The organism is Dasania marina DSM 21967 (assembly GCF_000373485.1).
In the GTDB taxonomy this organism is placed as follows: Bacteria; Pseudomonadota; Gammaproteobacteria; order Pseudomonadales; family Dasaniaceae; genus Dasania; species Dasania marina.
In genome coordinates, this window is sequence record NZ_KB891589.1 from 119,308 (window position 1) to 137,688 (window position 18,381).

An 18,381-nucleotide genomic window follows, 5' to 3' on the forward strand; every position below is an offset into this window, starting at 1 on the left:
TAGCTAGGATTGGTGGGGGCAAGTGCAATAGGGATAGAGAGCTTAAGCGATTCTACAGGGATGGCTGAAAATTAGTCTTGCGCACAAACTACTTCTGTATCTCGTCTGAGTATTTAGCAAGTTTGGGTATGACTAACCTACTCTCTGAGCTCAGTCAGTACCGCTGCCTACTAGGCGCTCTGGATGACGGGTGCTTTAACGATTTTTTGTTGAATTGATCATGGGTTCTAGCGTATAGCTCTGTAATTCTCATTAAATATAAACGCTGTTATGGGCTATTACTCATCAAGAAAGTCTTCAGAGCTTGCCAGCTTTTTGGCCAGCTTTAACACTTCTTTTTCTATGTTGCCGATATTTTTTGGCCTTTGCTTTCCGTAACCGATAAATAACATCATGCCATCTATGAGTGCCGCTAAAATGACGGCGCGCTGTTTTAGGGTTTTTTTGTCTAGGTTCTCGTTTAGAGGCGCCATTAATTCTGCTAGGTGATCCGTATGTTTATCATACATCTCGTGCATAATTTTCTTGGCATGCTCATCTCTATGGGCTCTGTCCCAGAGCTGATAAAAAAAGCCAGCGGTTGTTTGATCTTTTTCGGTATTGATTAAGTAATTTACGTAGCGGTCAAAATGAACTTCTGGGTTGTAGGTTTTAGGCCTAAGTTCTTCGTAGGTTCTAACATATAAAGAATCGGCATATTCCAAAACGGATTGCAGTAGTCCCTCTTTGGTGGGGTAGTAGTATTGCAGCGTTTTGAGGTGTATGCCCACCTTTGAGGCCACTTTTCTTAGAGATAGTTCAGCATAGCCCTCTTCAGCCAGCATCACCCTAGTGGCCTCTAAAATGGCTGTTTTCTTTTCTTGTGATTTCGGGGTGTCAGGCTTTTTAGTTGTGATAGATGTTTTCATAGTATCGATTAAGTCGTTGTAATTGCAGTAAATTTCTAGCTTATAGTAGCAAGTATCCCATAAATGAAACACGCCTGCTGGTTTTAAATAGTGAAGTCGACACGCTTGACAGCATTTACGTAGAGTAGTATAAATTGTTTTTCCGTCAAATGACGGTCATATTAAAAAATTCGAGGGTATGAGTAATGTTGAGTGCTAGTAAGTGGGTCGTAGGGGTACGTCATATGGTTGCACTTTGTGTGCTGCTGCTGTGTACTTCCAGCGTTAATGCTGGATCTAGTAATAATGCTTTAGAAGAATTTAAAGAGCAGATAAGAGTTAAGTATGACTTAAAAGAGCGAGCCTTCCGTGACAATGATGTGATGGGTTTGGTTAATGGTTTTTACGCTAAACATGCATTATTAGTGGAAGAAAATGCCGTTGTTAATGGCCATGATGAAGTCGTCAAGATGTATGAAGAATTAGTGCCCGGCGCTAAGTCAGTAAAGATAGACTCTAAGTACACCTACTTGGCTGAAAAAGGCAATGTAGGCTATGACTATACAACCTTTCATGTGAACTTAATGGACGGCACGGAGTTTGATTTAAAGCTGCTGTTTGTATGGGAAAAATTTAACGGTGAATGGTTTTGTATTACTGATATGTATATCCCCGGTAAGTTCTAAGCCAGACGATGTTTACGGGTATCTTAAAACGCTAACGTTAGTATGAGGTGATAAAATGCGCGCTGATGACGAAAAAAAATTGGGTATGGGTGAAAACATTACTCGTAGAGATTTTTCCTCCGGGGTATTGAAGGGCGCTGGCTTAGGGCTGTTAGCGGGGGCTGCACCATTTGTTGCAAACTCAGCTAAAGCTCAAGGCTTAACACATGATTGGACCGGACCAGGCGGGGTGGGAGACTATGCTCGCTCTAACGGTAATACCCATGAAGTCGTCAACGGTGCGCATTCTATTCGTGATGGCAAATGGAAGACGTTACCCTCAGCACATACTGACTCTGGCGAAGAGTATGATTTAGTTGTTGTGGGTGGTGGCTTTGCGGGCCTGATGACAGCCTATACGTTTTTAAAAGAGAAAGGGGGTAAGGTTCTTATTATAGAAAATCACCCTATATTTGGTGGTGAGGGCAAGCAAAATGAATTTGAGGTTGATGGCTATCGTTTGCATGCACCACAGGGTTCTAACGGTACACTTTGGCCGCCAGAAGAAGCTGAAAAAGCGGGGTTTTTCTATCATCCGGTATGGCATGAATTAGGCCTGCCCGGAAAAGATAGCCCTGAAGCGTTTAAGTTTATTTATAAGGCCGAGGGCACAAATAAAGAGCTAAAGTTTAGCGAGGATAACTACGATGCCATGCAGTTATTTAAAGAAACCGCAACTTTAGGTTATTACTATAAAGATAAAAACGGTAAAGGTGTGTGGGCCTTAGACCCCTGGGGCACTAACTTCAAAGATGCGCCTATAGATCAAGAAGCCAAAGAACAGTTAATCAAGCTAGAAAATTTTGCTGGCGGCAAAAAGCGTGATGATTGGGAAACGTGGCTGGACTCTATGACCTATAAAGATTTTTTGAAAAACGAAGTGGGTATCACTCACCCGCATGTATTCAATTACCTCAACCCTATGATGGCTGCGCATGGCCCGGGCTTAGGCACGGATGTTATCTCTGCTTTTGGCGCGCTTTCTTTCGGTATGCCAGGGGTTAAGGATGTTCCGCGAGCTAATGGCCATTCCAACCCTTTTGATGACTTTGATCTCAACTTGGTTAGTTTTCCCGGCGGTAACGCTGCTATTGCACGCCATTTTGTTAAGAAGATGATCCCTGAATCTATCACCGGAAAATACAATCTTAATGATATTGTCTATGGCGATATCAACTGGGATACGTTGGATAAAAAAGGGCAAGATTTACGTATACGGGTAAATTCCACGGTGGTGGCTGTTGAGCACGAAGGGGATGTTGCCTCGGCCAAAAGTGTCAATGTGACGTATATCGATAATGCCAGCCACACCCCTAAACGGGTTAAGGCGAAATCGGTAGTTATGGCCAGCGGCCAGTGGGTTAATAAATATATTTTGCGTGATTCACCGCCAGCCTTATCGACAGCAATGGGCGAGTTTAATCATGCACCTATGTTGGTGATTAACGTTGCTCTACACAATTGGCGCTTTATGGAAAAGTTGGGTATTACAGCTGCACGCTGGTTTGAAGGTTTTGGCTGGTTTACCAATATACGTGCACCTATGAGCATAGAGGGCAAGCATATGCCTTTGGACCCTAACTTGCCGACAACATTAACGTTTTACAATGCGTTTACCGATGATGTTTCGGATAAGGGTTTACCGCTTAAGGCGCAAGGGGCTATAGGTAGAGCCTCCTTATTTGCCATGAGCTATAGGGATATAGAATATAGAATAAGAAAGCAAATGACAGAGATGTTTGCTGACTATGGCTTTGATGCCAAGCGAGATATTGCTGGCATAGTGACCAACCGTTGGGGGCATGCCTATGTGGCCCCGCAGCCCGGTTTCTTTTTTGGTGAAAATGGCCAGCCCGCACCTAGGGATGTTGTTAGGGAAGGTTATGGCCGCATACGCTTTGCCCATTCAGAGTTAACCGGTGAGCAACTATGGACTAATGCCTGCCATGAGGGGGAGCGTGCAGCTAAACAAGTGCTAGCTCTAAAGGCGTAATATTGATTGCTGCTATAGGCTTGCCAACTATAGCGCAATCAATATTTTTAAAGTTTCTATTGTAGCTCAGCTTCCGTTTATCAAGGTTAAGGCGTCGCACAGTTGTTGTTACGGAAGTTGATGGTTTATTTTGATCAGCATACTGATACTTCCTTTATGAGTACGGTAGTCGTTTTTTATAAGCTCTTGGTTTTACTGGGGCTTATTGAACGCGTTATGCGGGCAAAGTATTCCAGCTGTTTAACCACACGGTCGTTGAAGGTGCCTTTGGGGAAGTTGCCGCGTTGGTTTATTTTACCGGGGTCTTTTTTAATCAAGAGTGCCAGCGCCTCATTAACGGTGCTGACGGTATAGATGGAAAATTGCCCCTGTGCCACGGCGTCTACTACGCGTTGTTCTAGCATTAAATTGTTTTTATTACTGGCTGGTAATATTACGCCTTGATTACCGGTAAGACCGCGGGCGGCACAGACATCAAAAAAAGATTCTATTTTTTCGTTTACGCCACCTATGGCTTGCACTTCACCGCGTTGATTGGTGGAGCCGGTTATGGCCAAGTCTTGCCGTAGCGGTTGATTAACTAAGGCCGAGAGCAGGGCACAGAGTTCGCCTAGTGAGGCGCTATCACCATCGATGTAGCCATAGGATTGTTCCATAGCAATATGCGCAGAAATGGCTAAGGGGATTTTTTGAGTATAAAAGCTACTTAAATACCCGGTTAAAATCATCACGCCTTTAGAGTGTACCGATTGTCCCAGTTCTGCTTCCCGTTCTATATCGATAACACCACGGTGGCCGGGGTTAACGCTGGCGGTAATGCGAGTGGGGCAGCCAAACGTCATTTCACCGACTTGTAATAGTGAGAGACCATTGATTTGTCCCGCAGTGCTGCCATCGCTGCTAATCACTACCGTGCCGTCTAAAATTTGGTTGAGTAATTGATCGCGCAGCCGGGCATTTCGATACCAGCGGGCCGCTATGGCCAGCTGTATATGTTGGCCGTCAATTATATCTTGGCCACTGCTTAGGCGTTCAAAGTCGGCCTCTACGGCTACTTCCAGTATGGCATCTATACGTGCGCTTAGGCGTTGTTGATGCTCTGCCAAGCGGTGCGCATGCTCAGCTAAGCGTGCTACTGCCGCCGCAGAAAGTTCGGCTATATTAGCTTCGCTGCTACGGGTATGCAGTAATTCGGCAAACTGCTTTAGTGATTGTGGATTGCTTTCTATGTAGTCATCAAAATCAACCAGCACACGAAATAAATCATTAAAATCACGGTCTAGTTGGTCGAGGTTATAGTAAATACTTCTAGAGCCAATCAAGATAACTTTGACGTGCAAGGGTACCGGTTCTGGGTGTAGTGGTGTTACACCGCTGAGTTGAATATCACCCGGTGGTGGCTCTAAATGTATGCAGCCATCGCGCAACATGCGCTTAAGTGCTGGCCAGGTACCCTCACCGATTAATAGTTTTTCAGCATCAAGAATTAAGTAGCCGCCGTTGGCCCGGTGCAATGCGCCGGGGGTAATTTGCTGGTAGGCACCGCCGCTCTCTTCGCTGCCGTAACTCACTCTACCAAACAGGTTTTGATAGCTGGGATTTGATTCCAACACGATGGGAGCGCCATCTTTAATAGCGGAAGTGAGTAGGTTAGGGGTGTAATAACTTTCTAACAGTTTGCGTTGTTTGGATGCTATTACTGCCTCGGTTTTATTATGATCACTAAAGTTTTCTTCAATAACTCTGGGTAGGTGCTTGCTGATTTGCGCTAAAAATAAACTGATGGCGGTGTTGCCTTGGTAGCTCTGGCGCAGGGGTTGCAATATGGGTTTTAAGGCTTGCTCTATAGTGGACTCTCTGAGCTGCCGCTGTTGGTCATTGAAGTCACGCTGCCATTGCGGTAATTCCAGTAAGGCATCATTAAGTAGCTCTTCAAACTGATTAACATGCTGGCGAAACTCATTGAGTTGCTCTTGGTTGAGGCTGGCAAATTGCGATTCATCAATCACTTTGCCGTCTATGATGGGAGTAAAGGTGACGCTGCCTTCTTCGTTAAACATGGCAATTTGCTGTTGGCTTGCGGCGCTTTGCACGCTGGCAATAGCATCGTCGTAGATTTGGTCAAAACGATTTTGTATGGTCGACTTTCTTTGTTGATAGCTGGGGTTATCGAAGGTGGCAGGGAAGGTGTCTATCAGTGCATCAATTAATTTGTCTATATCTTTGTGTAACTGGCTGCCTTGACCGGGCGGCATTTTAATAATTCTGGGCGTATAGGGATTATCAAAATTATTAACATACAGCCAGTCGGGCGGGGTTTGTTGTTGCCCTACTAAAGGCTGTAAATAATCCAATGCATAGCGAAAGCGGCTGGCTCCAGCTTCACCAGCTATATAAATATTGTAACCGGGCTGGCCGATGGCAAGGCCAAAGTCTAGCGCTTTAGTGACGCGAGCTTGGCCAAGTATGCCGCTGTAATGGCTAAGTTCGCGGGTAGATTGAAAGCCTAAGTCCTGTTCTGAAACTTGGCTGCGTAACTGCTCGGCGGATAATTTCACGGCTGTACCTATGCGTGTGGGGCTGCGTTACTGGGTTCTTATTAGTTACAGCGTAGTTGAACTTTGCTGTAAGTGGCAGTGCCGGTGAATACTTGATGCGAGTAATATACTGCTGACGTAATGGTCGCTAGGCTGCTTAGGTTAGCGGGGGAGAAATGTGTGGCTGTTTGAGGGTTAATAGCTGGCGGGGGTTGTGCTAGGGATTGCAGGCGTGGATAAAATCACACTAGGGCTAATAGTTATTTTTTAAGCTATAGATGCAGGGTCCATTACTGCCCGGTAAATTGACTGTGTGCCATACCGGGCTGCGACCCGGTAGCTAGGGGGTAACTGCTTATTACTCGGCTATATATTTCTGCCAAGCTAATACCGCTTCTTTAAAATCTAACAAGCCACAACTGGCTTCAGATTCATCCTTATAAAGCTGGGTATCTTCCGGCAGCTCGTAATCGGCATCTTCTGACAGCGCCAAGGCCACGGCTTCCACCTCGTTATGGTTGAGTGTTAGCTGAGCGTCGCGGCCGAATAGTTGCCGGCTGGTAATTCTTTGTTGTTGTAGCTGCTCGATAATATCCAGCAATTCTTGTAGTTGTTGCTCATCACTACCCACTTCTTCTGAAAGCCAGCGGCCTAATGCTTCAAAGCCTGAGGAAAACTCGGCTACAGGGCGGTCGTATTCATCTAGGGTAAATTCGTAATCCATGTGTTGCTCTATATAACGGTTGAAAATCGTGGGGCATTCTACCCGATAATGATTTTTTGTGGGCTTTAAATAGTGATACGCTGTTTTGCTTAAATAACGACCAGATGGAGGTGATGTATATTCTTCGCAGCTAAGCCCTGATTCGGTTAAGATGACGCATTTTTCATGGCGCGTAAAGCTTTTGGCTGTTTATTGATCAGGTGTGGGTGGCTTGATTGGGTAATTGCCCATAAGCCGCAGCCAGAGTAACTGAGGTGAATAATGGCTGAAAAAGCTATAGGTAGATTAACAACGCGTACATTAGCCATGAGTAGTGATACCAACCCGGCCGGTGATATTTTTGGTGGCTGGGTGTTGTCGCAAATGGATATAGCTGCAGGTATTTGTGCTGGCCAGCGCGCACAAAGCCGGGTGGTAACGGTGGCGTTAGATAGTATGAGTTTTATTAGCCCAGTAAAAGTGGGTGATGTGCTAGGGGTATATACCAAGGTAATACATATAGGTAACACCTCTATGGTGGTTAATGTTGAAGCTTGGGTAAGGCGTGATCGTATTGGTAATCGCGAAAAAGTGACCGACGGCCATTTTAAATTTGTCGCCATAGATGATGAAGGCTTACCCACTAAGATTCCCATGGAGTCTGAATTACCCTCCTATGTCTTAGATGACGATGAGCTGCTGTAAGGCTTAACAGCCGTTAAATAAATAAACTGCGTACTTCCGCTAGGCGTTGTTGGCTGAGGCCTAATAACTCAGCGATGCTTTGTTGAGGAAGCTGTTGCTGGATTTTTTGCCACGCGGGTATGCTGCCAACATTATCGGGTATATTGCTTCCGCATAACGCCAATTGTTTGCAGGCTATGATTAAATCGCAATAATCGCTAGCCTCTGTGTTTTTGCGTAGGGGTTAATTCGAGTCTGCCACCACCGCAATTAAGCTTTCCGAAAACCCCCAGGCCTGTAAGGCCAGTTTGCCGGCATGGCTGGATAATTGGCTAATGGCTAAGGCCAGTTGCAAGGGTTGCTTATCAAATTCTGGGTAGTGCTCGGCATAGCTTAAAATAATTATCTTACCTATTTGATGTAATAGGCTGGCCAGTAAGGCCTCTTCGCCATGTAGCGAGGGGATTTTTTCGGCCAGTATAAAGGCGTAACTGGCCACACTAATGCTTTTTTGCCGGGCTAATTCCATTTGCTGTTTTAATAATGGTGAATCAGATTCGAATAAACTGAGTATGGCAAAACTGGTCACCAATTGTTTGGTGGTAGCTAATCCCAGGCGCATAACGGCCTTGCTAATATTATCGCAGGGGTTTACGCCCTGATATAAAACGCTGTTGGCGGTTTTGATCAGTTTGGCGCTAATGCCCGGGTCGCTGTGGGCTAGGTTAACCACTTGATTAATGTCGCAGTCGGGGTTGTCTATGGCGTTACGTATGCTTAGTGCTGTTTCTGGAAAACTGGGTATTACAAAATAACCGCGGTTTAGCTCATGCTCAAAATGTTTATACAGTGCGTCATGGGAGCAATCATTGCCATAGGCTAGTTGCGTAATGCTGTCGCTGTGCCGTTTTCTTTTTTCATGTAATAGCTGGGTGACTGAACTGGGCAGGGTGAAGTATTGCACGGGGCCGTTAGCGGTAACGCTGTGTTGCCTAGGTTTGCTAGGCGATAGTGGGTGGTTGGAGTTGGGCAGGCCAGCCTCTATCACTTTACTGGCTTGGGTGTTGTTACTCAGAGTGACGCTGCCGCTAACCAAAAAAAAGTCTAAGGTATCATTGCTGTGCTGGCTAAACAGGGTATCACCCTTGGCCGCCTCACAGATGCTGATAGACTTACAGAGGCGGGTAAATAGCCCGTCATCTAGGGTGCTTAATAAGGTGTAACGTCTAAAAATGGCAAGGGCTTGTTGGTCGGTCATGATACTGCACAGTCAGTTTAGGGAGGAGGCTATTTAGTGTAGTCCAACTCACGGCTACTGCTAAGGGCTTAGCTGTTTTATGGAAACAATTTTATGGAAACAACGTGATTCTGGCTTGGGCTTGGCGGTTCAGCTGTTGGCTATCACCGGGGCTTGCCCTATGATGCAGGTATAACAATCAACAATATGAATATACATTTATTAAATACGGGCCCCAAACGCGTATGAGTACCCCTAATAATAAACGCCTGGTCATTATACCTTTAAGCGGTCACCAGTTGATCAAGTTACTAGTGTACAGTTTATTGGTCATTAATTATGGCCTTTACATTGTTGGTGAATGGCAGGTGGCACAACATACGCTGTCGGCTAGCTCTGGGTTATTAGACTGGGCGGCAAGTTTTAAAACCAGCATAGATGAAACTGCCTGGTTTGTTTTGTTAATTATTTTTGAACTAGAAACTTATGTTTTAAGCGACCATGCGTTTACCCCGGCTAGGGTGAGAGCGATGAATATTGTGCGCGCCGTGTGTTATTTGTTTTTGGCGCACACTATTTACGTTAATGCTGCAGCGGTAATTGAGTTGGCTGACGAGCAACCCTTACAAGCTATGCATTTATGCGAGCGGGCGGATAAAGATATTGCCTATGTATATAACGAACAGTATGTAGAAATAAACAGCGATAATTGTAATAACTTATTAATAGGTACAGAGCTCTATCAATTAGGCGATAGAAAGTCTATCACCGATAAACCCGGTTTGGCCTTGGCGCAATATATGTCGTGGCTGGATTTGTTTGAGTCACTTAGTTGGATAGGGGTTATGCTGGTTATAGAGTTGGTGGTGGGTTTACAGAATAAAGGCATATCCAGTGGCAAACGACTGCGCGTGCTAAATACCGCTTCTATACTTTTTTATACGGTTTTGTGGGTGGCTATAGGCCACTGGATTTATCTGGGGCATTATATGTACGCGTGGGATGAATTTGTTTGGATTGCGGGTTTTATTGCTATAGAAATGAATATGGCCGATTGGCGCAAAGATATGAAGCAGCAGGGTGCTACCGAGTCCGACCACAGTGTCAGTAATGCGTAGTCTACATTTATAAAATGTTAGTTAGGATATAGGGCTATGTTAGCGTTGGTGTCGGTAAAAAAAGTATGGGATAGAGGTGAGCATAATGCTTTTACCGATCTTTGTTATTTTAAAAATTGCTTTTGGTTGGTGTTCCGCGAAGGGCAGGCCCACGTATCTAATGATGGTCGCATAGTCGTATTAAAAAGCAGCAATGGAGTTGATTGGCTGTGTGCAGCAGAATTAACCATGGCATCTATAGATTTACGAGACCCCAAAATTGTAGCAACGCCCGCGCAGCAATTGCTGATTACCACTGTAGGGGCTGATCGCAGCTGTGACGATAAGGTGGATTTACAAAGCTATCTTTATCACTCTAAAGACGGCCAGCAGTGGTCAACACCGCAAGCTGTAGGTAGAGAGCACGATTGGATATGGCGTACCCGTTTCATTGATGGTGTGGGTTATGGCGTCTCATACAAGCCCAGCGCTGAAAGTACCACACTGTATAAAATGAATGCTGATTATAGTTACAGCCCCTATGTCGACCCTTTGTTTAGCAAGGCACAAAATGGTTTGGGTTACCCCAACGAACATGATTTATTTAGCCTGCCCAATGGTGAGCTGTGTTGTTTGCTAAGGCGTGATGCCGATAGTGCTAGCGCGCAATTAGGCCGTAGTGTTGCGCCCTATACACAGTGGCAGTGGCGCGACTTAGGTATATACACCGGTGGCCCGGTGGCGTTACTGTTATTGAATCAACAGCTGTTACTGGCAGTGCGTTTATTAAAGCCCGAAAGAACTAGCTTATGTTCTTTGGATGTAGAGGCGGGCAAGGTTAAGGAATTAATAACGCTGCCCTCGAAGGGGGATAGTAGCTATGCCGGTTTAGTCGAGCATGAAGGTAAAGTGTGGTGCAGCTATTACTCTAGCCATGAGGGTAAGACCTCTATTTATATGGCCGAGCTTTTAATAGATTAAATTGACTCTACTACTGAAAATTAACCCAGCTGTTTAACGCGCTTAAGCGAAAGTGCGTTTGTTGGTAGCGCAAAATAATAAAGCGTTCTTGTATGCTTTCTAGGCTTAACTCGCTAGTAATCGCCGCGCCCTCCTTAAATATTTTATCGTTTATTTCGACAAAACTTTCACCACTTTCTAAAAAAATATGCTGGTCGTAATTTAACGTGGGTATATGTTTCTGCACTGTGACTGGCAGGGAAGACAAAAAGGGTGGCAGGGTGGACTGCTTGCTTGTTGCCAGCTTGGTTTTTAGGCTGGCGGTATTGTCACTCGCATCGACAGGCTTGCTGCTACTGTGTTGTTGATACAACTTGGCTACGTCAGGATTGTCGTTTTTAATGGGCGGTTTGGCTTCGATGATAATTTCTTTTGCTGTGTTTTTCTTAGTTGTAGTTATAGTTGTAGTGGCTATCGGGGCTGTTATGGCCGGGGCTTTTATTACAGGGGCTACTATGCTGGGTACGGTTATGGGAGCAATAGTCGTAGCGGCCTGTTCAGCATAGCTATTGTTATTGCTTGGGCTGTTGGCGTTAGTATAAAAATACCCGCCGCCTAAAAGCACTATGGCTAAACCTATAACGGCGAACAAACCAATATTAGGGCCGCTGCTTGCGAGCTCTATATTAATAGGTGCAGCTTGCAGGCTGGGGCTGTGGTCTGCGGCACTTCTATCACGGTCGGCGCGGTTTAAGGCTTCTAAAATTAGCGACATTAGTTGCCCCCCTTCAAAACGGTTGTAGGCTGCAATTGTTGCTCTAATTTGAGCAGGGTTTTTAAACCCACTACGCCATCAGCGGTTAAGCCCTGTGCTTGCTGAAACAGCTTTACCCGCTGGAATAAGGCGGAGTTAAATGTGTGCTCACTAAGAGGCTGGCTTTGCTGATCTAACTGGGCAAACTGCTGGCCTAACCATTGTACTAGGGCACCTTCATCCCCTAGCCCTATGGGGCCATCGTAATTTTCTGGGGCCTGCCATAGTAGGGTAAAATTGCCGGTCCACAAAAAGGCTAATTCAGTTAGCGCCAGTGTTTTGCTGCCCTCTACGGTTAACAGTTCGGCGTGTTGCTGGGCCAGACCTATGAGGTTGCCATAGTAACGTTGTTGGCCATCGCTAAGTTCTAGCATCACTGGCCGTTGGTATTGCGCTAGGGCAGCCCAGTTGTTCTCGGTTAATGTTTCGCAGCGAAAGGCGGTGCCGCACTCACCAGCCATTCCCATATACGAGGCTAATTGTGTGATGGCGGCGTCTTCCTGTGGATGCCAGTTGCTAGTACGGGGGTTGGATTGCACTTGCTCTTGCTCTTGCGCGGTGACGCTAGCAACAGGGATGCTTATTGGTACTGGTTGGGCAGGGCTGCTAATAAATTGCTGCAGTTTGGGTGCCGCTAAAATAGCCATAATAATCAGCGCAGTGGCGGCTAAGGCTTTGCTAATGCTAGGCCAGTGGCGGTAAGTTGGTGTGGTGTTTTGCTCTTCGTCATTGACTTCATTGATAGCTTGTTGGGCTATAGCTTTATCGATAATGGTTTTGTTTTTGCCGTAACAGCCTAATAGCATTCTGTCGCAGAGCACATTAATAATACGCGGGGTGCCGCGACTGGCTAGATATATTTGTTTAACTATACGGGTAGGGAACAGGTTTTGGTTGCCCGGCAGGCCGGCGATATGCAGGCGGTGGCGTATATAGGATTGGGTTTCGGCCAAGTTAAGTGTGCTGAGTTGAAAACGTGCGGTAATGCGTTGTGCTAGTTGGCTGAGTTCGGGTTTTTGTAACAGTGTGCGCAGCTCAGGTTGGCCCACTAAAATAATTTGTAACAGTTTTTTGGTGTTGGTTTCTAAATTGGTGAGCAGGCGTATTTGCTCCAAGGTATCAAAGTGCAAATGCTGGGCTTCGTCTATGAGCAAAACCGTGTTGCGGCCCTGCGAAAAATTGTCGACTAAGTAGCGGTGTATTTTATCGGTAAGGATTTTACCTTGCAGTTCGTCTTTATCGTAAGCGATGGCTAGCTCATCACAAATAGTGGCTAGTAGCTCTAGGCTGTTAAGCGAGGGGTTAAGCACTAATGCTAAGTCGGTATTGACGGGTAGTTGTGCTAACAGGCTGCGGGTAATGGTGGTTTTGCCTGTGCCCACCGGGCCGGTTAATAAAATAAAACCGCCGCCAGCGCCTACCCCATAAAGCAGGTGAGCGAGTGCGTCGCGGTGCCTGGCGCTCATAAATAAATAGCGCGGGTCTACGGCTATGGAGAAGGGCGGTTCTGTTAATCCAAAATAGCGGTGATACATAGTCGCTGTACTTAACCCTGTCGCTTTATCATTAGTGTTTTTGGCTAGTTGGCATTATGCCTTAGCACTGCTGCGAAGGCTATGGGGTGAGTGCCCTCCAACCCAGCTTACCCTTAGCTGTGGGGGATAGTTTGGCTGCTAAATAAGGCTTGCATATTAAAGGTGGTAAATTACACTGGTGCTATTATTTTAGTGCTATCGATAGTTTTATCTTTACCACGCCGCTAATGGCTGTCATTTAAAGTTATACCTTTGTGCAGTCACCCTACTATCACCCTCGGATATATACATGAATATTGCCTCGATGTTGGCGTTGTCTGTTACTGGCTATTATTGCCGGCTACCGTTGCTGCCGGTTATGGTGGGTCATCCAGTGGCGGTGATTAGGATTGGGCGCGGTTGAGTTAAGGTCTTTTTTAGATTGTTTACTATAGCCGCAGCCTGAAACCTGCGGCTTTTTTGTTTTTAATACTCGCAAACAAGCATCCGCAGGCTGATGCTACGGCAAGGATGTAGAGGTTACTATGGCTGTTATTGCTGCCTATATTGCTGTGATATTGATTTGGTCAACAACGCCCTTGGCGATTAAGTTGAGCAACGATAGCCTAGCGCCCATCGCCGCAGTAAGCCTGCGTATGTTGCTGGCTTGTGTGGGCGGGTTATTGATTACACTGCTGTGGCGTAAGGCTGGTCGTTTGCAGCTGGGCAATGCTAAATCCTATGCCCTGGCCTCGTTAACCCTGTTTCCCTCTATGCCGTTGGTTTATTACGCCGCGCAGTTTATTTCTTCGGGTTTGATTTCGGTGCTATTTGGTTTAATGCCCTTGGTGTCTGCGGTGTTTGCCGCCTATATATTAGATGAGCATTTTTTAACATGGCGCAGGGTCGTGGCGCAGCTCATTGCCTTGGCCGGCTTGGTGTTAATTTCTTACAATCAATTAAATCTCAGTGAACACGCTATTTATGGCGTGCTGCTCACGGTGTTGGCCACCACGATTTACTCTTGGAGTAGCGTGTATTTAAAAAAATATAACGCAAGCAAAGCGGTACCGGCTTTTGAGCAAACCGTGGGGGCTTTATTGTTTTCGCTGCCGGGCATGTTTATCTGCTGGTGGTTATTAGTTGATGATTATCAGCTAGTGTTCAGTAGCACCAGCGCGATCAGTATTACGTACTTGGCCTTTATTGGTTCGCTGGTGGGTTTCTTTGCCTTTTTTAGCATACTGGGCAAGTTGCCTATGAGCCTAATCGCTATCATACCGGTGATTACCCCTATGCTAGCGCTGTGGCTGGGCATGAGTATTGCCGGTGAAGAGTTATCGGCGATAACGCTGATGGGGGCGGGCCTGATTATCACTGGCCTAATGCTGTATGAAGGTATACCTATTTGGTTGTGGCAAAAAGCGAAGTGCTACTGGTTAAGCCGTTAGCGTCTTGCCATTAACTGTGATGATATGATTTAAGAGGTGAGTGCTTGTGGCGAAGAAAAAGCCCTGTAAACGTTGCCAGCGTACCCGCTGGGTATTAACGGCGGTGATACTGGTGACGATGTCGGTGATATTGTATTTGGATGTGATGGCGAAGTGAGAAAACATTTAAGCTACAAGAGGCAAGCTACAAGTTGCAAGAAAAGTAGAGTATCTATGTGAGCAGCACTGGCCGGGAGTAAGGCAGCTGCTAGGCACAGGCATCAAGCCTTTGCTCCAAGCCCTAGCGCTTAGTCAGCAAATAATCCTCTCTATGCTGCTCTATAGTCTGATAAATTTCTTGCGGGCAGCGCATGCGTTTGACCTGTTCAAATAATTGCTGGCCCATGGGGTGAGCTTGGCGCAAATAGCTCAGCCATTGTTTCACTCGGCTGCCTACATATTTGGCTTCGTACATTTCTTCTGTGACTAGGCTGAACTGCGCCAAGTGCTGGGCGATGTCACTCCAGCACATGCTAGTTACAGTTTCGCCTTTATTAAAGGTCTGTATTTGCCTAGCCAAGTCGGGGCGGGTTAATAGACCGCGGCCCAGCATTACATCTTGGCAGCCGCTTTCGGCTAAGCACTGTTGGTAATCCTGTGGCGTCCATATTTCACCGTTGGCGATCACCGGTATCTTGGCCTTGGCTTGGATAGCGTGTATATGCTGCCAATAGGCGGGGGGCTTGTAGCCGTCCAGCTTGGTACGTGCGTGTATGGTGAGTTCGTTGGCACCTGCGGCTAAGATGGCGTCGGTAATATCAGCCAGCAGGCTATGGTCATCAAAACCTAAACGTATTTTGGCGGTGACCGGTGTGGGCTGGGGCACGGCGTTGCGTATGGCGCTAACAATATCGTATAGCCGCTGCGGTTCACGCAGTAATACCGAGCCGCCATCATTGCGGTTAACGGTTTTGGCGGGGCAGCCAAAGTTGATGTCTATACCCGGTGCGCCCAGCTCGGCAGCACGTTGGGCATTGGCGGCCATAGGCTCGGGTTGCCCACCCAGTAATTGCACATACACGGGGACACCGCTGGGGGTAGTGCCGCCTTGTTTTAATTCCGGGCACAGTCGGTAAAATACGCGGCGTGGTAGCAGCTGGTTGGTGACCCGCACAAACTCGGTGACGCAGCGATCGATGCCGCCTATGCGCGTTAGCATGTCACGCATAGTGTGGTCGACAACGCCCTCCATAGGGGCAAGCATAATTCGCATAGGTTGGGCACGTCGCTGGGGTGGCTGATTTTTGAGCGTATCTATTCCATTAATGGCGCGCATTATAAGTTTTTTACTCAGAATAAAAAGCCTATTCTCGATTATGTAGTCTGTGCGGCATAATTATGTAATTTTACTACAATGGCGGTTTAACTCATTGATCTATAAGCTTTTTGCAAAAGAGCGGTGCAGGCCAGTAAACGTCAATTTGGCTGATAAATAGACAGTGGAAATGGGCGTAAGCGATTGAATTTTAACGATAATGTAATTTTTTTACTTTTTGTAGTTTGGTTGCCTAACGCCGTATTTATAGGTAAATTAGCGCTCCCCTATTAAGTGAGGCTGTAGATGACCCTACAGCGTTAACTAACATACTGACATGCTCCGGCAGATCCTGGCGCTTGTAAGCAAATTCGAGGTAAAGCAATGCAACAGACATTGATGCAGCAGGGTACAGAGCTAATGCTTTATGGCATGGGCACTGTATTTGTTTTTTTAACGCTTTTAGTTGTATTAACTACCATTATGTCTGCGTTAATACAGCGCTTTGTTAAGATCGAACCACCAGTTGTTGCTACTGCTACTGGACGTCCGACAACCACCGCGACACAAGCCGATAGTCAGTTAGTCGCCGTTATCACAGCCGCCATTAAACAACACCGCGCGCGTTAATTTGCAGCGCTGTTCACCCTTTTTTAGTTAAATTATAAAAGGCTCGTTACCCATGAGTGAAACAAAAAAACCACTAGGCATTACCGACGTCGTGTTACGTGACGCACACCAATCTTTATTTGCTACCCGCATGCGTTTAGACGACATGCTGCCGATCGCTGCAAAGCTGGATCAGGTAGGTTTCTGGTCATTAGAAACGTGGGGCGGCGCAACCTTTGATGCATGCATACGCTACTTAGGCGAAGATCCATGGGATCGTATACGCCAGCTTAAAAAGGCCATGCCTAACACGCCTATGCAAATGCTATTTCGCGGCCAAAACATTTTAGGCTACCGCCACTATGCGGACGACGTAGTTGAGAAATTTGTCGAGCGCTGTGCGGTTAACGGTGTAGATGTGTTCCGTGTATTCGATGCCATGAACGACATGCGCAATATCGAAACAGCACTGAAAGCGGTTAAGAAACAAGGCAAACACGCGCAAGGCACCATCTCTTATACCTTGAGCCCCGTGCACAACATCGACATGTGGGTAGAGCAGGGTAAGCGCATAGAAGATATGGGTGCAGACTCTATCGCCATTAAAGACATGGCCGGTTTGTTAACGCCTTATGTGGGTTATGAGTTAGTGAGCAAGTTAAAAGCGAGCTGTAATATTCCTGTGCACATGCACTGTCACGCCACTACCGGTTTATCAGCCGCTACGGCATTGAAGTGTGTTGAGGCGGGTATAGACAATATCGATACTGCCATCTCTTCTATGTCTATGACTTATGGTCATACCCCCACTGAATCATTAGTCGCCATGCTAGAAGGCACTGAGCGCGATACCGGCTTAGATTTAGTGTTACTAGAAGAAATCGCCATCTACTTTCGCGAAGTGCGCAAGAAGTACGCTCAGTTTGAAGGCTCGTTGCGCGGTGTTGATGGTCGCATCTTAACGGCGCAAGTACCCGGCGGCATGTTAACCAACATGGAAAGCCAGCTAAAAGATCAAGGCGCTGAAGATAAGTTTGCTGAAGTGTTAGACGAGATTCCCCGTGTACGTAAAGACCTAGGTTACATCCCGCTAGTTACACCTACTTCGCAAATTGTAGGCACCCAAGCGGTACTTAATGTACTGACTGGCGAGCGTTACAAGTCTATCTCTAAAGAAACCCAAGGTATCTTAAAAGGCGAATACGGCGCGACCCCAGCACCTATGAATGCCGAGTTACAAGCCCGCGTATTAGATGGCGCTGAAGCCATTACTTGTCGCCCAGCCGATTTGCTAGAGCCAGAAATGGACAGGCTAACCGCTGAGCTAAAAGAAGTGGCCGCAGAAAAAGGTATTAGCCTTACTAGCGGTGAAGGCCAAGTGGACGATGTATTAACCTACGCTTTGTTCCCACAAATTGGTTTGAAGTTTTTAGATAACCGCGGCAACCCCGATGCCTTCGAGCCCGTACCTACCGGTAAAGCACCTGTAGCGGCGGCAGCACCGGCAGCAGCAACCGATAGCGGTGTGTATACCGTAACGGTTAACGGCCAAAGCTATGTGGTTGAAGTGGCTGATGGTGGTGATGTTTCTGCCATTGCGCCGGTAAACACCGCGGCAGCGCCTGCGGCGAGTGCTGCGGCAGCTACTGGCCCGGCAGAGCCTGTGTTGGCACCATTAGCGGGTAATATCTTTAAAGTGAATGTTGCCGTGGGTGAGCATATCCAACAGGGTGACGTGATCCTTATCCTTGAAGCCATGAAAATGGAAACAGAAGTACGCGCGGCGCAAGCCGGTGTGGTTGCTTCTGTTGATGTCAAAGAGGGCGACACCGTTGCCGTTGGCGATACTTTGATTTCTATCGCATAACGGGGATTG

Annotated in this window: 16 protein-coding genes; 8 read left to right on the forward strand and 8 right to left on the reverse strand. The window is 46.6% G+C overall.

All coding sequences use genetic code 11. The features are described 5' to 3' along the window. Window positions 1–278: 278 nt before the first annotated feature. A complete protein-coding gene (locus B067_RS0117400) occupies window positions 279–908 on the reverse strand; it encodes a TetR/AcrR family transcriptional regulator (protein ID WP_156820885.1) in 630 nt (209 codons plus the stop codon). A 224-nt stretch (window positions 909–1,132) separates the two neighbouring features. On the opposite strand from B067_RS0117400, the gene B067_RS0117405 reads away from it, so the two are divergent. Both B067_RS0117405 and B067_RS0117410 read left to right on the forward strand, forming a co-directional pair. Further along, window positions 1,133–1,573, forward strand: coding sequence for a hypothetical protein (locus B067_RS0117405; protein ID WP_019531374.1), 441 nt, complete (start codon window positions 1,133–1,135; stop codon window positions 1,571–1,573). Window positions 1,574–1,628: 55 nt separating this feature from the next. Continuing rightward, window positions 1,629–3,605, forward strand: a complete 1,977-nt coding sequence (locus tag B067_RS0117410; protein WP_019531375.1) for an NAD(P)-binding protein — start codon at window positions 1,629–1,631, stop codon at window positions 3,603–3,605. A gap of 176 nt (window positions 3,606–3,781) precedes the next feature. On the opposite strand, the gene B067_RS0117415 is transcribed toward B067_RS0117410, so the two are convergent. Both B067_RS0117415 and B067_RS0117420 read right to left on the reverse strand, forming a co-directional pair. Beyond that, window positions 3,782–6,163 carry a Lon protease family protein gene (locus B067_RS0117415; protein ID WP_019531376.1) on the reverse strand — a complete coding sequence of 794 codons (2,382 nt, stop codon included), beginning with the start codon at window positions 6,161–6,163 and terminating at the stop codon, window positions 3,782–3,784. Window positions 6,164–6,500: 337 nt separating this feature from the next. After that, window positions 6,501–6,866, reverse strand: coding sequence for a YacL family protein (locus B067_RS0117420; protein ID WP_019531377.1), 366 nt, complete (start codon window positions 6,864–6,866; stop codon window positions 6,501–6,503). 261 nt (window positions 6,867–7,127) lie between these two features. On the opposite strand from B067_RS0117420, the gene B067_RS0117425 reads away from it, so the two are divergent. After that, complete coding sequence (locus B067_RS0117425; RefSeq protein WP_019531378.1) at window positions 7,128–7,550, forward strand: acyl-CoA thioesterase; 423 nt, start codon at window positions 7,128–7,130, stop codon at window positions 7,548–7,550. A 13-nt stretch (window positions 7,551–7,563) separates the two neighbouring features. On the opposite strand, the gene B067_RS21900 is transcribed toward B067_RS0117425, so the two are convergent. Further along, a complete protein-coding gene (locus B067_RS21900; protein ID WP_019531379.1) occupies window positions 7,564–7,713 on the reverse strand; it encodes a hypothetical protein in 150 nt (49 codons plus the stop codon). A 60-nt stretch (window positions 7,714–7,773) separates the two neighbouring features. Beyond that, on the reverse strand, window positions 7,774–8,787 hold the full coding sequence (locus B067_RS0117435; protein WP_019531380.1) for an HDOD domain-containing protein: 1,014 nt from the start codon (window positions 8,785–8,787) through the stop codon (window positions 7,774–7,776). Window positions 8,788–9,065: 278 nt separating this feature from the next. On the opposite strand from B067_RS0117435, the gene B067_RS0117445 reads away from it, so the two are divergent. Both B067_RS0117445 and B067_RS0117450 read left to right on the forward strand, forming a co-directional pair. After that, window positions 9,066–9,884 (forward strand): hypothetical protein, encoded by an 819-nt coding sequence (locus tag B067_RS0117445; RefSeq protein WP_205619996.1) that lies wholly within the window; start codon window positions 9,066–9,068, stop codon window positions 9,882–9,884. 36 nt (window positions 9,885–9,920) lie between these two features. Further along, window positions 9,921–10,844 (forward strand): hypothetical protein, encoded by a 924-nt coding sequence (locus B067_RS0117450; RefSeq protein WP_019531383.1) that lies wholly within the window; start codon window positions 9,921–9,923, stop codon window positions 10,842–10,844. Between the two features lie 10 nt (window positions 10,845–10,854). Here the strand turns inward: B067_RS0117450 and B067_RS0117455 are convergent, their stop codons facing one another. Then, window positions 10,855–11,598: a general secretion pathway protein GspB gene (locus B067_RS0117455; RefSeq protein WP_019531384.1), complete on the reverse strand. Its 744-nt coding sequence runs from the start codon at window positions 11,596–11,598 to the stop codon at window positions 10,855–10,857. Then, a complete protein-coding gene (locus B067_RS0117460; RefSeq protein ID WP_019531385.1) occupies window positions 11,598–13,172 on the reverse strand; it encodes an ExeA family protein in 1,575 nt (524 codons plus the stop codon). Before B067_RS0117460 ends, B067_RS0117455 begins: the two co-directional genes overlap by 1 nt. 524 nt (window positions 13,173–13,696) lie before the next feature. Here B067_RS0117460 and B067_RS20850 point away from each other — a divergent pair. Further along, complete coding sequence (locus B067_RS20850) at window positions 13,697–14,602, forward strand: DMT family transporter (RefSeq protein ID WP_019531386.1); 906 nt, start codon at window positions 13,697–13,699, stop codon at window positions 14,600–14,602. A 280-nt stretch (window positions 14,603–14,882) separates the two neighbouring features. Here B067_RS20850 and B067_RS0117470 read toward each other — a convergent pair whose 3' ends face one another. Continuing rightward, window positions 14,883–15,854, reverse strand: coding sequence for a tRNA dihydrouridine synthase (locus tag B067_RS0117470; protein WP_035802673.1), 972 nt, complete (start codon window positions 15,852–15,854; stop codon window positions 14,883–14,885). Between the two features lie 426 nt (window positions 15,855–16,280). Between B067_RS0117470 and B067_RS0117475 the strand changes: the two genes are divergently transcribed. Beyond that, window positions 16,281–16,526 (forward strand): OadG family protein, encoded by a 246-nt coding sequence (locus B067_RS0117475; RefSeq protein ID WP_026244756.1) that lies wholly within the window; start codon window positions 16,281–16,283, stop codon window positions 16,524–16,526. Window positions 16,527–16,578: 52 nt separating this feature from the next. After that, window positions 16,579–18,372 (forward strand): sodium-extruding oxaloacetate decarboxylase subunit alpha, encoded by a 1,794-nt coding sequence (oadA, locus tag B067_RS0117480; protein WP_019531389.1) that lies wholly within the window; start codon window positions 16,579–16,581, stop codon window positions 18,370–18,372. Window positions 18,373–18,381: the final 9 nt, after the last annotated feature.